The sequence below is a fragment of the Pseudomonas sp. LBUM1662 genome (assembly GCF_059695915.1).
The window spans coordinates 874182-894659 of sequence record NZ_CP166793.1 but is presented as its reverse complement, the minus strand read 5'-3'; the positions used below and the strand labels follow the sequence as shown (position 1 = coordinate 894659).

The window sequence follows — 20478 nt, the reverse complement described above, 5'->3', positions numbered from 1 at the left end:
TAGTCCGTCCCGCCTTCATATGAAAACATGAACCCAACGTACAAACATAAGAAGGGAAATTCTTGGTGCACACCCCAAAGGACATGAGCACACTTCACTGCATGGTTTGCTCTCAAGGGTAAGCATCTAGCTGACGCCAACGTTTGAGCATCCCTTACCCCAAAAGCTTGACCGCGCAAGATGACTCTCGCATGACCGTACTCAATCCATTACTCTCGGAAAAATTAAATTATGCCCGGCGGAGCCCACCTCACAATGGAAAGTGTGATCGACAAACTCACAAAAAATATCAACGAATCAGTCGAACAAAACGCTGCCCCATTCATAACGTACATAATAGGCAATAACGGAACAGGGAAAAGTCGATTACTTGCCAAAATATGCGAACTATATGAAAACCTTAAAACGAGTAACGTTCGCTCGATCCTATGTATCAGCAACTCCATAACAGACCGTTTTGTATTTGGCGACGGACATAGAAGAAAATACCTAGGCGCACGCAATGTAGGTAACGCCATATTTAAAAGCTCGATCGATCGCGAAATTGCGAAATACTTAATTAGAGGCCTAAAGCCTGGAAAAACTGTTTACCTTGAGCAACTTTGGAAATTGTTTGAACTTGAGTTCTCTATTAATTTCCCTGACGAGGTCAAGCGTCGCTATAAAAGAAACAACCTTTCTGCAACTGTGGACAACAGAAAACTTAAAAACACCGTGATCGAGAACATAATAGACGAAGAAGGCAGAGCCTGGATTGGACAAATCATTGAAAATGGTGTTGAAATAAACAAAATCACACTAAAGCAAGCAAAATACTTAAATGCGTACCTTGGCTTAAACCCAGAAGTTCAGCTTTTTACTGAAAGAAACAATAAAAGGCTCAGCTATTCGGAACTAAGCTCCGGGGAGCAAAACAGAATTGCCACCGCACTAAAAATCATTGCAAATGCCGAAAACAATACATTAGTGCTGATTGATGAGCCCGAAATCAGTCTGCACTTAAGATGGCAAATGGACTTTCATAGTTTCATAACTGAAATTATGTCAGAACATGAAAACTACCACGTACTGATAGCGACTCACTCACCTGTCATCGTATCTGAGGCAGCAAAAGACTCAGAGACAGACGCGATAATCGTACTCCAATCCCCAACTATGGCAACGGCAATAAGCAGCAATCAACTTGAGTACATCGAATACAAATCTAAAAACTCAGAGTCATTTGGAAGCTGCGAAGAGCTTACTCTTGACCTTTTTGATACAGCAACCTATAACACCACCGCCATTGATCAAAAAATCACGGAGGTAATACTTGAGGCCACCGAGTCTGACGAGTCAATTCAGAATGGCATAAGGGAGCTCAACAACTTAATATATAAAGCAGGAATATCCGACGATAAAATTCTAACCATAAAGGAAGCCATTGGTTTAATTGAAAGATATGCTAAGGGAATGTCAATTTGAAAAACATAACTGACGAGACAGGACGTAAAACCCTAAAGAAGCTACAAGACTTAATCAACAGTAACTCAATAAAGCCAACTGAAGCCTGGGGTTGCTTCTCGAATCCAAAACCTATACACGAGCTCAAAAAATACACCGTAAACTTTACCGAGGACGAGATAAAAAGCCTTAATGAAGCGCGCGAAAAAGTCAAAAAAATCCTTAAACAAAAAATCAACAAAAGATGCGCTTATTGCAAAAGGGCCATGGGTCAGCACGGAATGTCATGGAATATTGAGCACATACGGTGCAAATCAAAGCACCCAAAAATGACTTTTGCATTAAGCAACCTTACGTACGCTTGCCTAGATTGCAATCTGGTTAAAAACAACGCTGTAGACAATAAGGCAAACTATATATTTGATATTATAGACCCGAACTCCAAAGGATTCAGGTACGGGGAAAATATTAGCTTCCTTCAGTTATCTACCGACAGCATTCATGTTCTAAAATATAAGCCCATTAGCAAAGCAGGCAATAAAACTTACGAAAAGCTTAAATTCAGAGAACTTGAGCATGTCGAGTTGCTCAGCAGTCTGAACGATACGATAGGGTCGCTTTGTGACAGAATAGATGAAAGACTCTCATATTTGGCATCTTCAGATGATACATTAGAGCTAGCAGAGTTTTTACAAAACATGAAATTTAAGCTTGGCTAGGATTTTCTACCACATTAACGATGTAGCCATTGGCGCCTGTGGCAAGAACTGACTTGCGTTTTCTATGTACGCGCTTTGTTTTTCCGTACTCATTCGTTTCACACCATTAGGTGAGTGACAGGTTGCCTCTCCTTGGAAACGCTCGCAAGTGCGCACACTACGTGCAGGCTTTTCTATTTGTCTGGCTGTTTTTGGCCGACGCCCCCTGTCGAGATGGGCAGCTCATGACCTACATCTGATAATTAGATCTGCCCCCGGTAAAAACAGGCGATTACTCCGATCCACTGCCAGCTAAGCGGAACCTTTCTCGGGGAAAATTTCAGGCAATAACATCAGAGGTAATGGTTCATGAATACGAGAGAATCCTTGGCTAATCTTGCGTTTTCAAGCTAGTAATCGACAATAAATGTCGACCGAGTCGGACTTTATTCACAGTCCCTGCTCGATCTATAGATTGTTCTGGAGTTCAACCTCGGCGAGGCATTGCTCGTCGTGCCAGCGTTGCCATGCTTCCTGCTCTTGCCTGTGGGCTTCGGCGCACACTATTCTGGGTCTAACCAAGTGGATATCATCAGGATCATTTGAGAAGATGTAGCGGTCTGCGTGCTCAATTATAATCCTCCGTATTAGCTTGGACATGTCAACATCCAACACTGTTCCGCGCCCCCATGAACGCCGCCCTATGCAGCTATGGAGAATGTGCTTAGGACTGAGCGGCAAGAGAATGTCTACATTTTTCATTCCCCAGCCGCCACCAAAATCGTAGTTGGACGCGTCCTGATAGTTCAGGCGGATGAGCGGATTGTCTGATGTCGGCCAGCTAATACCCTCTGGGGCGCGCAGAATAGTCCAACGCTGCCGTGGAAGACGTCCGATGGTATTTGTGAGGAGATGCTTAATGTTCCAGAGCCATAGTTCTCTGCCAACAACCGCTCTCGCTTGTACCCGACCTCCACCGTCTAGCAGCTTTTCAACGTTGATTTTCACGGGGAAAGCTTCTGAGGTGTTCGGCTGATTTTTTGAGGGTAATGAGCCTGATTCTACTGCTCTCTCCAATTTACCAATTGAACTTTCTAACGTTTCATTGAGAAATTTCTCCAGCGTTCCGCGTTGCCGGGCGAGAAACTCTTTCAGCCGTGCGGGTGTACGTAGATCTTGCGCTACTGCGAAGCGCGTTAAGCGATTCCAATGCTCAGGAGACATGCGCTGGTCATTGATGGCGAGATAAATCGCCTCCTGTGCCGGGCTTTCAAATTCGCTACCCAGCCATTTTTCGATGTCATCGGATGCACCTTGTCCTGTTACCGACGTGTATAGGTGGCTTTGATAGGCGATGCCTTTCAGACGTTGATCAATCCACAGCGGGTAGCTTGCACTTGGTACAAGAAGACGATAGGTGGAAATTTTTCCGTCCTTCGCCCACTGCTTCAGGTAGAGCTTCGGAACGTAGTGGTTTTCTTTACGAAACTGCGTCATTGTCCCCCCCCAACAGGTGTGTAGGTGCTATGTACCTGAATGCAAGGTAACAAATGTTCTTCCGGATATGCGAGCCCACTAGTTGAATCGCCCACGTTTCGTATACCCTCCGAACGGCTGCTTTTAGTTGATAGCAGTTCTGAACCGAACATCCGCTTGTGGCCGCTTTCTGCCTGTCGCCACCGGAAGCTATGGGCAGTTTACTGCCAATCATTATTACGAAGCGTGCTGGTAAACTCCGATGCAATCGATGGTCAGATCGAATGCAAACGGGTGGTCAAGTGGAGTGGAATTTCGCACGGTATTCCAATTGGTATTCCAAATAAAAATAAAAATCGATATTAATTTTATAAATCAATATCTTACTAAAGGGATTCAAATTACCCCGGCCCACCAAATACGAAGCAAGACAAAACCCGCCAATTGCGGGTTTTGTTGCATCTGGGGGTTGGTGGTTTGTGGGGCCGCCTATGTCCCTGTGAAACTCTCAGCGCTGTGCATACGTCCACGGTCAGGGTAGCGAGGCATGCCCAATGAAGTGCTAGCGGCCCTCTTTCTCCGAGTACGCCGCTAAATACTGTGAGCTAGGCTATAGGAGAAATTACAACCCCATCCTCTTCCTAATTGTCGCTGCCAACCCTCCAAACTCAGCCCTTGCCTCATCAATCTGATCGTTATATCCAGAATTGACGTGCCCTCTCAGCTTCCCAATTGCCAGCCCAGAGTCCTGCGCTTGGGGCGCCAAGCTATGGAAATTTTTGATTGAGGAAAGTTTGTTGTGTGGGGCAAATGGGACTAAAGCGGCATCTATCGCGCCCAAAACATCAATAACCCGATGCTTGACACGAGGTGCAATCTTTCCTTCCCAATATTCGTGCGGACGTGTGGAGTTTCTGCCTGAGGAAACCTTATAAGCTGAAGTGACATACCCCAGATACGTAGGGGAACCACGCAGCAAGGTCTCACGCATATCCAGTGTCGCTAGGCCGCAAACGGTTTTCCAGTCATCAATCCAGCGCCCCAAAGCCCTACCGACTGTCGTGAGTGCGCGAAGAGAGAACAAATCTGCAGCGACGGGAGTTATGAAGTAGTCACAATCCAAAATTACTGCTCTGTTCAGCGGACCGACGTTTGGCCCGATGTCATACATGACAACATCAACTTCGTACCTCTCTCCCATCTCTCTGGCAGCCCTGGAAAGCGCGCACATCACATCATAATCACGCTCTTTTCGGGCGAACGACCCAGTCCATGCGGCTGGTAGCTCTTCCTCGTAATCGGCAAGTAGCACATCCCCCGGGCAAAGGAATAGCCCTTGCTTGATTTCGTATGCATCTACCAGTTTGATGGGCCCTTTCCCATCCACAACTGGCTTGATCGCCGACCAGATTGTGCCGCCGTTCACATCATCTGACTCACCGAGAAGCTCATCTAGCACCTTCTCTTCCAAATAAAATGAGGTCAAGTTGCATTGCGGGTCCGCATCAATCATCAGTACGCGAAGCCCCCCATCTACTAAAGCGTCAGCGACGTTGACTGTAAGCGTGGTCTTACCGACACCGCCCTTGTGATTGAAAAAACTAAGCGTTTGCATAATCCCCATCCGTTGTTGGACCTGTACGTAGGCTAGCACCAAGATCGCCGAAAATGCACTGAGTGAACGCAGCACATGGCGCATTCAGTGTCAGTCAGCAACCAAAATTCTCTATTCCAACCTGCACATCAACTAAGGCAACCAATACTAAAATCAATAAAAATCAATAAAAATCAATAAAAATCAGCAAATTACCACTCACGCCAAAACGACTCCTGACCACCAAATACGAAGCGAAACAAAACCTGCCAATTGCGGGTTTTGTTGACTCTTGGGCGGGGGTTTGGTTCTACACAACCAGACATATGCTGGCGATCTACCCGCAAGGAAGCAACCATGAAACTCAAAGCACTGATTGTCGCGTCAATCCTTTTCCTGACGTCCGGTTGTGCGCACTACAACGACCGAACCACTGACACCAACAAGAACGGGCGGATTGCCTGTGATGCCGAGCCCAAGAATCAGGCTGGCTGCTATACGAAGCAGTCGAAGGGTTGGAATTGGGGTGGGTTGAAGTTTGGGGTTGGGGCTTCGAACTAGGTTCTGGTCTTGTAGGAAAACACCAGGATTGGAGGCGTTTTTTAAACAAAACATCTCGCTCTGATCCTACAGACGCTGTGATTTTCAGGGAGCTTTCCGACAGGTCACGGCGGTTGTCGGGTAGGAAGGTGAGTAGATAGGCTTTGTCGGTCGCTGCACATCAGCGATCGGGTGTGGAAACCCGAAGATAAACAAACATGCCCCCATGGCATACTGTGGCGCTTTTTTTCGGCCGCAGGTTCAAGTTATGGCGGCTGTGCGTGGGAGACCTTCGGGTCTGCCGGGTTTTGTCCGTTTATCTCGGTTTTTCCACCCCGCGCACAGTTGCCACCTATTCGAGTGGAATCGGAAGAGTGGCAGCTCCAATGACTTAAAAGGACGATTGCCATGATCAAAGAAACCCCAAACCCGCCCGCCCCGGACGACGTTTCCCCGTACGATTCCCTCGATTCAAAAAAACTCCACGAAGCCGCCGACCGTGCGCTCGATCACTACCTCAATCCCTCCGCCCTCAAATCCCCCGTTTCCCGGAAGCCAAGTACGATGTTTCTCGTGGCCCCTGATATCAAAGACGAAGACCTGCTCGCCCATACCTGTGAATCATTGGCTCAGGCCAGTGTGATGGCGGGTGATTTTGCGGGGTATCTGGAAGGTCCGCATCGACACACAGCGATGGCGATTCAGCAGATTGTGATGCTGGCGGAATTGGCGGTGAATCGGATGCTGGATAACGTTGAATTGCCCAAATCTGCGCCACGCAGTTGATCCCCCTGTAGGAGCGAGGCTTGCCCGCGAAGGCGGCGTGTCAGTCGACATCATCTCTGAATGACACGCCGCCTTCGCGGGCAAGCCTCGCTCCTACAGGATGGATGATGTTTTTAGACTACTTTCAAATCCACCGACACATGCCCCCGCGTCATCCGCGAATACGGGCAGAGCTGATGTGCCGCGTCAGCCAGCTCCCGTTTCACGCCCTCCTCCAATCCAGGAAAGTTGACGTTCAACCTGACCGCCAGCTGAAAGTCCCCGCTGGCGGTTTTACCCAGGTCCACTTCGGCATCCACCGACGTGTCTTCCGGCAATTTGATCTTCATCTTGCCTGCCGCGACCTGTATCGCGCCGATGAAACACGCTGAATAGCCCAGCGCAAACAGCTGCTCCGGATTGGTGCCGGGTTTGCCCGAGCCGGGTGAGCTGAATTTGACGTCCAGCTCGCCATCGCTGGATTTGCCGGTGCCGGTTCGGCCGCCGACGGTGTGGGTTTTTGCGGTGTAGAGAACGGTTTCCAGTGCAGCACTCATGTCAGTGACTCCTGATCGGAATGGAACAACTGCGAGGTCATTTCGAGGCCTCGCCCAAGGTGCCGGTGTAGTGCGCCAGGCGTTTTTCGACGTCGGCTTTTTTCTGTAGGCCAAGCTCCATTAGTTGGGTGATTCGCGCCTGCGCCGCCGGGCGTTTAACTGAGCCTATGAAACCCTCCCATTCGGCGGCGATGGCTTCGTTGGGTGGCAGGCTGGCGGCGTCGACCAGGCGTTTGATGTCGGTGATCGATTGTTTGTCGAACCGGGCGATGCGCCGGGCCATGGTGTCGACGAATTTATCGAGTTCGGCGTCGGGCAGCGCGCGATTGACGTAGCCGTAGCGTTCGGCGAGTTCGCCATTGATGTCGTTGCCGGTGAGCAGCACTTCCAGCGCGCGCCCACGGCCCATCAGCCGTGGCAGGCGCGCCATCGGGCCGCCGCCGGGCACCAGGGCGGCACCGATTTCCCATTGCGAGAGGATGGCTTTTTCGCGGCTGGCGAAGCGCATGTCGCTGGCCAGTGCCAGTTCGCTGCCGACGCCGGTGGCGCGGCCGCGGATCGACACAATCGAGACCACCGGCGCCTTGCTCAACCGAACCAGCATGTCGGGCAGCGGCGGCAGGCCGGTCGGGCCGTTGGGCAGGCTGGTGGTGTCGGTCAGCGGCGGAACGAAGTCGTAGTGGGTGAGGAAGAAGTCCGGAACGTCACTGTCGAAGACCACGACCACTACTTTCGGATCGGTCTCGATGGCCGTGACAACCTCATTTAGCTGCGGCATGGTCTCGGGGCCGTAGATGTTGTACGGCGGGTTGTGGAAGGTGACGCGCCAATACTCGGGGGTGATGCGGGTGAGCTTGATCTCCTGTTTTACCGCGCTGGCGGCTTGTGTCTTGTCGGGTTGTGAAGCGGATGTGGGCGATGCTTCACCGGCGAGAGACGAGCCGGTGGCCGCCATGCTGGCGACAATGATCGCTGCCTTGAATAGCTGCAGTCTCATGGGAAAACCTCCCGTAGAAAACATGGGTTCCCGCGTACAACTTTCTACAGTCTGAAGCAGATGTTGGGCATGCCGGAATGGACCGACTGAACAAGCCTAGCAGCGTAAATTCGACTCACAAGTGACGTCAGTCGGACAAAAAAAAGGCACTGGCGATGATCGCCAGTGCCTTTTTTTGCCTGACCGTAACGTCAGCGAGACAACATGAACGTGTCGTACTCCAGATCTTCCAGCGCCGTTGAAAGCCTGTGTAAACCCAGCAATACACAAATCAGCAACGACAGCGTAAACCCGTATCCGAAGAAGCTTGGCCCAAGGTACATGCTGAACAGCGTCAGCATGGCGTTCAACACCGCGAACAGCACGCACAGCTCCAGCACCACGGTGCGTTTGTCGAGGTAGAAGAACACGTTGAGCAACGCCATGAACACCACTTGAATGCTCACACCGATCAGGTCGATGTAGAACAGCGGCAGGTAATAACTGGAGATGCCCAGCCAGTCCAGCAGGCGCGGTGCGAACAGGAATAACAGCACCGCCGTCAGCCCCTGCACCTTACAGATTTCCAGCAGACCCTGGCGGATCGACAAGGTCATTTCGGTTTTCAACTGACCGATGTGTTGCAGGGTTTCGCCTTCGCGGATCGCCCGGAACAGACGGTCGTACCACTCGGCAAAGTCGGTTTCGATGCGCACCAGGAACACCGCCATGCCGGGGATGATCGCCAGGTACGCGAGGAAGATCGGCAAGTCGTAGAGGATCGATGCGCGCAGCGGGCCGACGATTTCGTTGGAGGTGCCGGGGTTGAACCAGAACATGAACTTGTCGATCCAGATCCCCAGGTTGTAGAAGAAACCGGTGGCCAGCAGGCTGAGGAAAACGTTGCGCCGATCGAGGAAATCGAAGGCGATCAGTTTCTCGGCACGGTACTCGCGCAGGATGTCGTAGAGGAACAGGAACAGCAGCGTGCTGTGCCCGATCAACAGCGCCAGCAGCAAGCCTGGCATCTGCAAAAAGCTCAGCACGTAGGCACTCGCGACCATCAGCGTGTAACCCACCAGCATCACCAGCAGAATGCGGTTATAGGCCTTCATCCCCGAGAGGAAGATGATCACCAGCCACAAATTGCACAGCACCACAAAGTTCGCCAACACCAGCACGCGGTAAATCAGCGGCTCGTCGAACAGCAAGCCCAGCACCACAATCCCCAAGAACCCGGCGCCGAGGGTGACCAGCAGCAACACGCCCAACAGGTTGGGCAGGATCTGGTCGTACTTGTGCTCGAACAAACGGTCGGACACGAAGCGCGTGAAGAACAACTGCAAGCCACCCGTCAGGATCAACGAGGTGGCCATCAGGTACGTCACCGTCACCAGGAACTGCCCGACCAGCATGTTCGGCAGCAGCAGGCCGATGCTGATGATGCCCACCAGCATCACGCTGATGATCGACAACACCCACGGCCCGGAGCTGATCAGCCCGGCGTAGACGTAGGCGTGCAAAGTCGCCGTGTAGGAATCACGCGAAAGGATTTTTCGCAGTTCAAAGCCAATACCGGCCATTTAGCTGTTCTCCATGGCGGCTTGATACAGGTCGCGGTAACGCTGCAGCATCAAGGCTTCGGTGTAATAACGATTGACCCGCAACAAGCCGCTGGCCTGAGCGGCCTGCCAGCGTCGCGGGCTGCGCAACAGTTCAAGGATCGCGGCGCACGTGGCTTGTGGATCGGCAATCGCCACCACTTTGCCGGCGTGCCCGAGGTCACGGTCTTCGGCGCTGCCGCCTTCGATCAATTCGCGGCACGAACCCACGTCGCTGCTGACCACCGGCGTACCGGCGGCCCAGGATTCGAGGATCACCAGCGGCTGCGCTTCACTGATCGAGGTCAGCACCATCAGGCCGAGTTTCGGCAGGATGTCCTGGATGCGCTGGAAGCCGAGGAAATGCACCTTGCCCTCCAGGCCCAGGCTGGCCATCAGGCTGCGGCACTCGCTGACGTATTCCGGGTCTTCCTCTTCCGGGCCGACGATCCAGCCTTCGGCTTGCGGCATGGCGCTGATCACGCCGCGCATCGCCCGCAGAAAGGTTTTCACGTCCTTGATCGGCACTACGCGGCCGATCAAACCGACCACGGGCGCAATGCCGTGGGCACGGGATTCCAGCGCTGCGGTCCACACCGGCAAGTCGATGCCGTTCGGAATGACCTGGGTGCGGGCCGCGAGGGCGCCGTCCTTGATCTGTCGCTGACGGTTGCCGTCGTAGAGCGCGATGATGTTGTCGGCGCTGTTGTACGTCAGCTGGCCGATGCGCTCGAAGAAACGCACCCACAAGGTACGGATGTAACCCGAGCCGGCATCGAGGCTGCGGTTCAGTGCCTGGCCGGAACTCTCGGCGATCCAGCTGGCCTGGGCCAGGTCGATCTTGCGTTCCTTGGTGTAGATCCCGTGCTCGCTGAGCAGATAAGTGCAGTTCCAGCGTTGCTTGAGGATGCAGCCGAGGAAGCCCGCATACCCGGTGGAAATCGAATGCAGCACCCGCGCTTTCGGCATCCGTTGCGCGGCTTCGGCGAGCATCAGCAACGGCGACTGCATCGCGCGCAGGGTCCAGAAATAATTGACGAAAGACGGGTCAGCGCAATGCTGACGATAGCCTTCACTCAACGACTCCCAACTGGCGCGGCTGCGCAGCACGTCGTCGAGGGTCATGCGGCCCTGGGCGATGCAGTCGAGCAAGCGTTCGCCCAGTGCCGGGTCCGGCGCATCCGGGTGATGCAGGAAGCGATACAAATCCTGCAACTGCTGTTCATCAGCTTCGCGGGGCTCAATCAACCTGTCGGTCGGATGGGTCGCATCTTCGAGGAACACTTCTTCGATGTGCAGCACGTTCGCCGGCACTTCGTAGCGCCGGGACGGATAGGCCTGGCGCTGGCCGCCGATGAACATCACCGAAAAGGTCAGTTCCGGCAGGCCGAGGATCATCTGGTGAATCCAGCTGGAAACGCCGCCGCGCACGTAAGGCCAGGTGCCTTCGAGCAGCAGACAGATGTCGGCAACCGGTGCCTGTTCCTTGTGACTCATGTCCAGCTCCTGACCAATGCGGCGAACGGCGGCCGCTGACGGGTTTCCTCGGGAAGGCGTGCGAGCAAACCGGGAATTTCGTGGTAACGACCGGCCTCGAAGGCCAGCTCGGCGCGAAACGGCAGCACTTGTGCCGCGCCCATGCCGTTTTCTTGAGCCTGACTGAGCAGCACTTCGGCACGCTCGACGTCACCACGCTCCAGCGCGATGCGCCCAGCCAGCAGGAACAGCTCACCGCCCTCGCCCGCTTTCAAGCCTTGCTCGGCATGTTCGCTGGCCTGGGTGAGTACGTGATCGAGCACACTGCCCTGCGCCAGGCCCAGATACGCCAGCTCCCAATACCAGCGCGCCAGCCTGCCGTGCAGCGCACCCGCCGCTTTCGCGTTGGCATCGGCCAGTTCGCCGAGTGCGATCTGGATGTGCAGGTTGATGTCGCTTTCCTGCTTGTCGAGCATCGAATACGCCAGCAGCCGCACGTCGTCACTCGGGTCACCGAGGGCCAGCTTGAGGATCGGCACCGCTTCTTTGCCGGGCATGCGCCGAGTGGCCAGCAGAGCGGCCAGACGTTGATCCGGATCGGGTGCATGGCGCAACACGTCCTGCAAACCACCATCGGCGAAGATCGGCGAGTGCAGTTGCAACTGCGCGCGGAACGGCAGTTTCGGAATGCCCACCGCTTGCCACGCTTGCTTGTCGCGTTTGCGCGGCAGGTACAGCGCCGGGAAGATCGCCGCCACCACGCCGACCGCGCCGAGCACCGGCACGAAGAACGCCAGGCTGAAGATAAACAGCGGGCTCCACGGCAACGGCGAACGGTAGCGCGCCGGCAGCAACAGCCACACGGCCGCGCACAACATCACGCACGCCAAACCGTGGCTGAGGGTGAACACCAGCAATTGTTGCAACTCGGGCGCCGCGAGCCACAAGCTGGCCCAACTGCCCGCCTCTAACAACAAGGCTCCGCTAAACAGCCACTTGCTGATCATTCAGGCCACACTCGTTGAACAGGAAATTACGCAGCCCGTTGCGTTCACAGCCAGGCTCCAGGTTGAACGGCAACACGCGCACGCCGAGGCTGTCGAGGCTGCTTTCAATGCCAAAGTGTTCGTGCAGCATCAGGTTCATCCGCGCCAGATAACCTTCGGTGCCTTGCGGACTGGTCAACGGCAGCAGCACCAGCAACAGCTGATGATCGCGGTTGTTGCGCAGCGGCAATTGCAGGTCGAGGCCACGCTGACTGCGTTCAAACAGACGCGACAGCTCATCGTTGGGACGGGTCATTTCAAAAGCGAAAAGGCCGGCCGCCAGTTTGTGCTGTTCAACATCCACCAGCGAACGCTTGAGTTGCAGGGTGAACTGCTGCGCATCGGCGTCGGCCAGTTGCAGCACTTGCGGATCGCGGCGCAGCAGGTCGGCGATGTGCCCGGCGAGCAACGCCAGCAGGCTCAGCGTACGATCCTGGAACGCGAAGAACGGCATCTGGCGAACGGCCAGGATCGCCAGCAAACGACCTTCAGCATCGATCAACGGAATGCAGGCCTGCAACGACGAGAACTGCGCCGAGCTGCCGGCATCGATCAGTTCCTGACGCACGCTGACCAGTTCACCGCGCTCCAGGCACAGCTTGACCAAGCCATCTTCGGTGCCCAAAGGCCCCATGACGCCGATGGTCGCCAAGGCTTCGGGCAACACGTTCTCTTCGCGCTCATCGACGCGATACAACCCGGCCACACGCAACGCGCCGTACTGACCCAGCATGGCCACGATCGGATCCGCCAGCGCGGCCAGTGCATCGCCTTCGTCCGGCATCACCCGCAGTTTTTCGCGCAAGCCCAGCAACGAACTGCGCAGGCTCTGATCGCTGCCCGCCACGCGCTGCTCCAGCAGGTCGTGGGAGACCCGCAAAATCTGGTGCGCGCGAGTGAATTCGTCGAGTCGATACTGGCGGTAATCGTTGGCCATCTGCAGACGCTGCAAGCGCCGCTCCCACAGATCGCGAACCTCGCCCACCAGCATGCCGCTGACCAGCACGCCGACAATGAACGACGGATCAAGCTGGGCGTAGGCTTCATGCCCGACATAGCGCAGCGCAAACAGTGCCGCCACCAACAGGCTGGCGCTGAGCAGGCCACGCACAAAACCATAACGCACACCGAGCAGCAGCGGCGCCAGCACCGGCCAGGGAAAACCGGCGTGCATTTGCAACGGGTCTTGCGGGGTCAGCCACAAGCCCAGGCCGATCGCCGCGCCGGTGACCAACAGTGTTTCCAGCCAAGACACCGGGCCGCTGGCACGCGGCGCGAGGCTGTAATCCATGTGAGGAGAATTCATTGCATTCACTCGAACCGAAGGGCGCCAACAAGTGTGTCGAGCACCGTTTGCGCGGTGCCGGCCAGGCTTTCACGGGACCAGCCCGCACGTGCGCCGCTTTTGCTCCAGAGCACACGACCGCTGCTGGCTTCTAGCACGCGCAGGCTGATGCCCACGGCCGGTTCGCCGTCCAGACCGTTCTTGTACTGCCACTCTTCAACGCTGCCGGCGACCACATAATCAAGCTTCTGATCCCGTGCCCAATCGAGGGCGCCGGCCAGGCGTTCGTTGTCGTCCATCAGCGCTTGTTCGCCCTGAGTGCTGACCGGGTAAACCCGGGGTTGCAGGCCATGGCTGCTGAGCACGCTGAGCAAAATCTGCTCGGCGCGTTCACCGGCTTGCGGGGTTTGCGAATAGTTGATCATCGGCACGGTGCCCCACTTCGCAGTACGCGGAAGGTTCGGGCTGGTGTCGCCGGTGAAGCTGGCGCAACCGGCGACGAACAGGACTGCCAGAGCCAGGCTCAGATTACGAATTGCTTGCATCAGTTTTTCTCCTGTAAACATTTCATGATCAGCGTCCGAATCGCACGCCGTAGCTCACACCCAGTGTTCCGCCCGCTTGACCATCCCCGCCTTGTGGCGCGGATTGGTAGCCGACGGTGAGGGCCAATTCGTCTCCGCCCAGCACCTCGACGCCGATCCCGGTGTTGATGCCGTAGTTGAAGGTTTGATCCAGCCATTGCCAGCCCGCCGTCACGTCCACCAGCCAGGTGTATTGCGGGCGAGTGCGCACCAGCGCGCCCGGCAAGCCGCGACGCCATGAGCTGCCGACGTACAGTTGGCCGTAACGGCTTTGCAGCAGATCGTCGGCCGTCACGACCGCGGGGTCGTCCGAGTCATCAACGCTTTTCACCGGGCCGCCGTTGGCGCTGGACAGGTAGTCCAGGGTGCGGTCCTTGACGTTGTTGTGCTGATAATCGACACCGCTGCGCACGGTCCAGTTCGGCCCGGCGAATTCCAGCGTGTGGTTGTATTCCATCTTCAGCGCCTGGCCGTTGCCCAGGGAATCGCCCGCACGCGTCGAGAACGATTTCTGTGCCACTTCCCAACTGATCTGATCCCGCGCCGAGAGCCCGTGACGACCGCCGACCCACACGCTGTCGTGCTGGCCGAAAGCGCGCATCAGGCCGCTGTCTTCACTCTTGCGATGCCAGTCCAGACCGGTTTCGATCTGGTCGCTGGAGGTCAACTGCCAGGTCCGGGACAGGCCCAAACCGGTACGGTCATCGTCCTTGCGCTGGCTGGTGTCGGCGAACAGTTTGTAGCCACCGTCCTCCACCGAACGTTGCAGGGTCAGCGCGGCGTTGCGCTCATCGCCCATACGCGATTCGATCAGTTGATCGCTGTTGTAGGTGCCGTTTTCCAGTTCAAGGTTGGCGTACCACTGAGCGCCAAGGTTGTGCGCGATTTGCAGACGCGGGGCGTTGAATTCCAGGCCTCCGAAATCCTGTTGATGCCAGGAGATCTGCGCGCCTTGCGGCGTCAATTCCTGGAGCTCAACAGCCTGACGGCGCAGTTGCTCGCGCACGGCGGCCGGCTGGTCGTCACCCAGTGCGGACTGGCTGAGGTCGAGGGCTTCGTCGAAGCGGCCGAGACGACTCAGCGCCTGAGCGCGTTGCGCCGGGTTGAGGTCGCTACTGGCCAACAGCGTTTCGACTTGCGCCTTGTTACGGCTGCGCAAGGCTTGCTGAATTTCTTCATAACGCTGGACCTTCAAGCCCTGGCTACGCGCCCAATCAAGCCACTGGTCTTTCTGCGATTCCTGATTCGTCGCGTCGAGACGCGCCAGCAACCGCTCGAACCACAATTGCAGCATCGCCGGCGAGCCATCCTTCCACTTCGCCACTTCCTGCTGCGCCTTGGCCGGCGAATAACTGCTGGCCATCAAGCGCAACCAGATCGCATAACGCTGGGACGACGGCTGAATGTTTTCGCCTTCGGGGCTGCGCAGAAGCTTCAAGCGCAAGCGTTGCGCCGCGTCCTGATAACCGGCGCTTTCGAGGGCATCGGCGTAGGCCGCGCGCACCAGCCAATCCTGCGGACTGGTCTTGAGGTACATCCGATACCAGGCCAATGCTTCGGTATCGCGACCGAGCATCTGACTGGCACTGGCGAACGGCAGCCAGAGGATTCGGTCCTGACGCGCCTGGGGTTTCCATTCCGTCAGCAACGGCTTGAGCGCGGCGGTGTTGCCTTGATCGACGTACAGCCACATCAGGCGTTCGCGGAACAGGTTGTCATCCGGGAAACGCGACAGGCCCAACAGGTACAAACGCTGCGCCTCGTCGATGTTGCCCTGCTGCACCGCCAAGGCACCACGTATCGCCAGCACTTGTGCTTGCTCGTTGGCCTCCGGGTATTGCTCGGCGTCTTTGAGCAGCGCGATCACTTGCGGCCAGTCCTGCAATTCCTGGGCTTGCTGCAAGGATTCAACCAGACGCTGCGGATCACGGGTGCGTTTCCAGCTGCCAACCATCATGGTCAAGGCGCGCTTCGGATCGCTGGTGCGATACATAGTGATCAACTGACTCTCGTCGCCACTGTTGAGCGAACCCTTGAGCGCGAGGAGTCGCTCCAGCGAAAACTGCAGCTCGTCGTCGAGTTCCAGATCCCACGCCAGGGCGGCGCGCAGGCGCCAGTAACCCTCATCGGTGATCTTGCGGTTATCGACCTGCAACACCTCCCACGCCGCCTGATTATCAAACAGCTTGAGGTCGGTATTGGCCCAGTCGATGCGCTCGGTCGTGGTCAGCGTGAAGCGTTTCGAGTAGCGCTGGTAGACCTCGGTTTTCTGCGCGAACTGACCGGTGTTTTCGAGGTTTTGCAGCAGGCGTGTCCAGGCCAGACGATGCGCCGGGTACTTGCGCAAGTAAGCGTGCAACCAGGTTTCGGCTTGCGCCGGTGTGCCGCGGGATTCGTGACCGTAGATCAACGCATCAAGCTCGACGTCGGTCAGCGCACGCTGTTCCATGATGTCGGCGAGCAAGGGAATTGCCCGGTCGAAATCGTACTGCTGGCTGGCCAGACGCCAGGCGTGTTCGCGGGTTTGCGGGTCTTCGCGCAGTTTCAGCAGACGAATCCAGTAGTCCAGAGCGGCCTGACTGTCGCCACGCCATTCGCCCAGATGCCCCATTTGTTCGAGCAACGCCACGTCATCCGGATGCTCTGCTACAAGCTGCTCGCCACTGTCCCACGCACCGGCCAGGTCGCCGAGGGCCAGGCGCATGCTGAATTCCTTGCGCAGGATTTGCGGGTTGTCCGGCTGCAACACGCGCCACTGATCCAGAAAGCGCTGGGCCAGGTCGAAGCGCTTGCTGCCGACGGCAACGTCGACGCCCTGCTCCAGCCAAGCCGAATCGGTTTGCGGATCCTTGAGCTGATCCAGTTCATCGGCCAGCACACGCGCAGCCTGCTCACCGCGACCGGCGGCCAACAGACTGTTGAACGCCAGTTGCGCGTATTCACGACGCTCGGACGCTTGTTGGCTGTCCTGTTTGAGCAGCAGATAAATGTCGGCGGCGCGGCCCGGTTGCTCACCGGCCAGGTACCACTGCGCGGCGGACTTGAGCGAGGCTATGCGCTGAGCCGGATCGCGATCAGCGATTTCTTCGTAGACGCTGGCAGCGAAGGCCGGCGCCTGTAGCGTCAGCGCCAGCTTGGCCAGGTTCTGCAATTGCGGCAGCGGCAGCAAGCGGTGATCGAAGCTCTTCAGGCGTTCGATCAAGGCTTTCTGCGCCACCGGATCATCGGCTTTCGCCGCTTCCAGCGCATCGAGTTCGAGCCGGTAATAGGCCTGCAACTCGACGACCGGTTTCGGCCAGTTCTCAAGGTGCTGGCGCGCCTTCGGGTAGTCGCCGAGACGGATCAGCAGATCGACCAGTTGCAAGCGCAGGTGATCGTCATCCGGGTGCGCCGCCAGCAGCAATTCGGCGTAATTGGCCGAGACCGCATCTGGCTCGCGGCCGTCCGGCTGGAACACTTCTTCGCGCTGGAACGTCAGCCACAACAGGCCGCCCACGGCGACCGCCACCACCGCCAATGCCCAAGGATTGAGCAGGCGGCGGCTTTTAGTGGCCGAGGAGTTAGATGCAGTAGAGCTGACCATGACTCACCTGCTTCATTGGTAATTGAAAAGTCCACAAGCCGGCGGATGCCTTGCCTGCAAAATGTTGCCCGTCCACTTCCACCCGGCAGCTGCTCGCGGAGCGCACGGAGAAGGTCAGGTCGACCTGCCCGGCAAACGAAAAACTCACCTGTTTTTCATCCACATATTTCCAGTCCACTAAAGGCAGATTGGCCTCCTCCAGCGCCGGTCGTTGATCCCGATCGGGACGCAACACCAGCAACGCCTGGTCGCTGCTCAACGCCACATAGCGGCCTTGCGGCAAGTCGCGAACACCGGCAACGCCTTGCGAACGCAACAGATCCGGCCAGCCCATTTGCGGGTCGAGTCGCAGGGTGCGCAGCGCATCCATTCCACGAACCTGCCAGTCACCCTCGGCGGTACGCGCCAGGCTGGCCTGATACAAACCGTGGACGCGATCGAGGTAGTCGCTCATCCACAGCGACATCGGTTGCTGGTCCTTCATGTAGCCGTAGATCTCGTTCATCGCCTTGATCGAGGCCTGCTTGGTGCTCGAATAGAAGTGGTAATACAGGTGCAGGCCGCGCAAGCGTCGTGGGCTGTCGGTGAGTTCGAAAGTGTCGATCACATCGCGGAAGCCGTAATACGGCCCCTTCCACAGGTTGGTGTAGAGGTTCTCGTTGATGATCGGCGCGTAGTACTGCAAGCCGCCTTCGGTGGGGCGCAGTAATGGATTGAGGCCGGTCAGCGACGGGTTGGCCTTGGTCAGCATGGTCTCGGCGCCGTTGACGTTTTTCAGGCCCGCGTCATAGGCCAGCTTCAAGGTGGCTGCCGAAGGCAAGGCGTCGCCCGGCCAGAAGACCAGCTTCACCGGTTTTTCCGGGGTGGTGAGCTGCTGGTTGATGTAGTCGCGCGAGCCAAAAATCTCGCGACGGAAATCAATTTTGTCGTAGCCCGGGATGGCCATTTTCAAGCCGTATTCCGCGTTGAAATTCTCACGTTTCTGCGCCACTTCCGGCTGCATGAAAAACGGATGACTGAAGGTGTGGGTGGCGACTTCGACTTTCGGGTTGGCAAACAACTCACGAGCAATCGGTTCCAGCTCGCGCGCCAGAAACGGGAACATGCCGCGCGGTGAAATCTCGCCTTCGACAATCGATACCGAAGTCAGGAACGGGTTGGGCCGAATGAAATCGTCGAGCACCTGCTTGCCGGCATATGGCGTGCCGCGCACTTCGGCGCGAGACGGGAAACCATCGCCATCGATGTGCACGGTGGCGATGCGGCGGCCGTTTTCGGTGGTGGTGTCCGGACGCGGCTGCACCGGCAGGCGCAAGCTCGCTTGAAGGAACGCAAACGGATCGAGAATCCAGCGGCTGCGCTCGTTGTTCGTTTCAAGAATGTACGGAGCAAGGGCAACACCGCCCCACTCGGCGGTCGCCACCGGAGCGAATGTCTGGCCGTCGGCAGTGGTCAGCAGCAACGCGGCTTTTGGACCTTTGGGCAGCAAGGAAATCGCGGTCAGGTCACGGGATCGGGGCTGCACCGGGGCTTCGAAGGCGCCGATCAGCGCCTTGTCCTGATAGCTGACGGTCAACGCTTGAGTGCCGATCGGCGCCGAGCGATTCAGGCCCAGGCGCTTGAGCAGCAGCGGGTCCTGAATCGGCAGGCCGGAAAAGAACACCACCGGGACTTGTTCGTCGAGGCGCTTGCCGATCCAGCTATTGAACGCCGCGGCATCCTGCGGCGGGCCGCTGGTCATCCAGGTCACGATCCCGGCGTACAAACCGCTGAAACGGTGCTCCGGCAAGGTGCCGTCGACGGGCAGATAATCCACCCGGTAGCCGAGGTATTCGAGCAAACCGCCGAGCAAGGTGTGCCCGGCATTACGCACCAGGTCACCTTCGCGCGGATCGTAAAGCAGCGCGATTCGGCGCGGCTGGATTTCGATGCTGCTGATGCCCATCGAGTCCAGTTCAGGCGTGCCGATATAGGGAATGAAGCCCTCTTCGCGCAGACGCTTGGCCAGTTTGCGCGCTTCATCGCGACGCTCCGGCGGCAGGTAGTCGATGGCTACCAGCGGGATGCCTTTGGCGCGCAACGGTTGGATCTGGGTTTCCAGCCATTCGCGGTCGGCTTCAGGCACCGGGCGATAGCGCTTGGCGGAAGCGTCCCAACCGGCGTGAATCGATTCGATTGCCACGGCGGCAGCGACGCCATTGAGGTCAGGCAACACCTCAAAGCCACGGTTGAAAAACAGCTTCAGATTCGGCTGACGCTGATGCAATTCCCGCAGGAAACCGGCGAGGGCCACACGCTGTGTTTCTCGCGCCGACTCCGGCAGCAACTGGAAGCTGTCGAGGGTGTCGAGGAACAACCCGGCGTAGCCTTCGGCCTGCAGCGCCTTGGCTCGGCCGAACAAATGTTCACGCCAGGCCGGTGCCGCGAGGTCCATGACCTGGCTGTCCCACGCGCCATTGCGCACCGGGCTGACCGCACCCGTAAGGGATGCCTTGTCCAGTTCGGCTTTGCCACCATGGAACTCACCCACCGACAGGTAGGCGAACGGCTGGCTGCCCAACTTGCGCAGGGTTTTGACGTCGCCCGCGGTCATATGCCCCGGCTCGACCACTGACCAGTCGAACTGAGCCAACTCGGAAATGGGCGGTTGATCGGCGTACCAGAAAACCACGCTGGCGGGTTGCGGTAATGCTGCGGCCTGGACGGCGGGCCCGCTCACGAACAACGCTAAAGCGGCGAGCAGCCGTTGAGCGGCCGCGCGGACACGCGTCCTGCGAAAAACGATTTCCATAACTCACTCTTGAATGGACTGAACCGATACTGCTTGGATGTCGGACAGTGGAACCGGCCGGGT

General features: G+C 57.0%; 15 protein-coding genes. 4 read left to right on the top strand and 11 right to left on the bottom strand.

Annotated features, from left to right (window positions below):
• The first annotated feature begins 255 nt into the window (after positions 1-255).
• A complete protein-coding gene (locus ACA049_RS03830; RefSeq protein WP_497333276.1) occupies positions 256-1464 on the top strand; it encodes an AAA family ATPase in 1209 nt (402 codons plus the stop codon).
• Positions 1461-2162 carry an HNH endonuclease gene (locus ACA049_RS03825; protein WP_497333274.1) on the top strand — a complete coding sequence of 234 codons (702 nt, stop codon included), beginning with the start codon at positions 1461-1463 and terminating at the stop codon, positions 2160-2162. The genes ACA049_RS03830 and ACA049_RS03825 overlap by 4 nt, the downstream gene beginning before the upstream one ends.
• A 447-nt stretch (positions 2163-2609) precedes the next feature.
• Here the strand turns inward: ACA049_RS03825 and ACA049_RS03820 are convergent, their stop codons facing one another.
• Both ACA049_RS03820 and ACA049_RS03815 read right to left on the bottom strand, forming a co-directional pair.
• A complete protein-coding gene (locus ACA049_RS03820; protein ID WP_497333272.1) occupies positions 2610-3638 on the bottom strand; it encodes a DUF4238 domain-containing protein in 1029 nt (342 codons plus the stop codon).
• 601 nt (positions 3639-4239) lie between these two features.
• Positions 4240-5316 (bottom strand): ParA family protein, encoded by a 1077-nt coding sequence (locus tag ACA049_RS03815; RefSeq protein WP_497333270.1) that lies wholly within the window; start codon positions 5314-5316, stop codon positions 4240-4242.
• Positions 5317-5568: 252 nt separating this feature from the next.
• Between ACA049_RS03815 and ACA049_RS03810 the strand changes: the two genes are divergently transcribed.
• Together ACA049_RS03810 and ACA049_RS03805 are read left to right on the top strand one after the other, a co-directional pair.
• Positions 5569-5772, top strand: coding sequence for a hypothetical protein (locus ACA049_RS03810; protein ID WP_497333268.1), 204 nt, complete (start codon positions 5569-5571; stop codon positions 5770-5772).
• Positions 5773-6159: 387 nt separating this feature from the next.
• Positions 6160-6537: a DUF6124 family protein gene (locus ACA049_RS03805; RefSeq protein WP_497333266.1), complete on the top strand. Its 378-nt coding sequence runs from the start codon at positions 6160-6162 to the stop codon at positions 6535-6537.
• 113 nt (positions 6538-6650) lie between these two features.
• On the opposite strand, the gene ACA049_RS03800 is transcribed toward ACA049_RS03805, so the two are convergent.
• The 9 genes from ACA049_RS03800 to ACA049_RS03760 all read right to left on the bottom strand — a co-directional run bounded on the left by ACA049_RS03800 (position 6651) and on the right by ACA049_RS03760 (position 20415).
• Entirely contained in the window at positions 6651-7073 is a 423-nt protein-coding gene (locus ACA049_RS03800; protein WP_497315495.1) for an organic hydroperoxide resistance protein, read from the bottom strand.
• A 37-nt stretch (positions 7074-7110) separates the two neighbouring features.
• Entirely contained in the window at positions 7111-8070 is a 960-nt protein-coding gene (locus ACA049_RS03795; protein WP_497333264.1) for an enoyl-CoA hydratase/isomerase family protein, read from the bottom strand.
• Between the two features lie 191 nt (positions 8071-8261).
• Complete coding sequence (gene pelG, locus ACA049_RS03790) at positions 8262-9632, bottom strand: exopolysaccharide Pel transporter PelG (protein ID WP_497333262.1); 1371 nt, start codon at positions 9630-9632, stop codon at positions 8262-8264.
• Positions 9633-11147, bottom strand: coding sequence for a GT4 family glycosyltransferase PelF (gene pelF, locus ACA049_RS03785; protein WP_497333260.1), 1515 nt, complete (start codon positions 11145-11147; stop codon positions 9633-9635).
• Positions 11144-12133 (bottom strand): HEAT repeat domain-containing protein, encoded by a 990-nt coding sequence (locus ACA049_RS03780; RefSeq protein ID WP_497333258.1) that lies wholly within the window; start codon positions 12131-12133, stop codon positions 11144-11146. The genes pelF and ACA049_RS03780 overlap by 4 nt, the downstream gene beginning before the upstream one ends.
• Positions 12111-13478 (bottom strand): PelD GGDEF domain-containing protein, encoded by a 1368-nt coding sequence (locus ACA049_RS03775; protein WP_497333256.1) that lies wholly within the window; start codon positions 13476-13478, stop codon positions 12111-12113. Before ACA049_RS03775 ends, ACA049_RS03780 begins: the two co-directional genes overlap by 23 nt.
• A 5-nt stretch (positions 13479-13483) precedes the next feature.
• The gene (locus tag ACA049_RS03770) at positions 13484-14002 is read right to left on the bottom strand and encodes a penicillin-binding protein activator LpoB (RefSeq protein WP_497333254.1); all 519 of its coding nucleotides are present in this window, start codon (positions 14000-14002) and stop codon (positions 13484-13486) included.
• 28 nt (positions 14003-14030) lie between these two features.
• Positions 14031-17624 carry a tetratricopeptide repeat protein gene (locus ACA049_RS03765; protein ID WP_497333252.1) on the bottom strand — a complete coding sequence of 1198 codons (3594 nt, stop codon included), beginning with the start codon at positions 17622-17624 and terminating at the stop codon, positions 14031-14033.
• Complete coding sequence (locus ACA049_RS03760; RefSeq protein ID WP_497333250.1) at positions 17602-20415, bottom strand: bifunctional glycoside hydrolase/polysaccharide deacetylase family protein; 2814 nt, start codon at positions 20413-20415, stop codon at positions 17602-17604. The genes ACA049_RS03765 and ACA049_RS03760 overlap by 23 nt, the downstream gene beginning before the upstream one ends.
• Between the last annotated feature and the right edge of the window lie 63 nt (positions 20416-20478).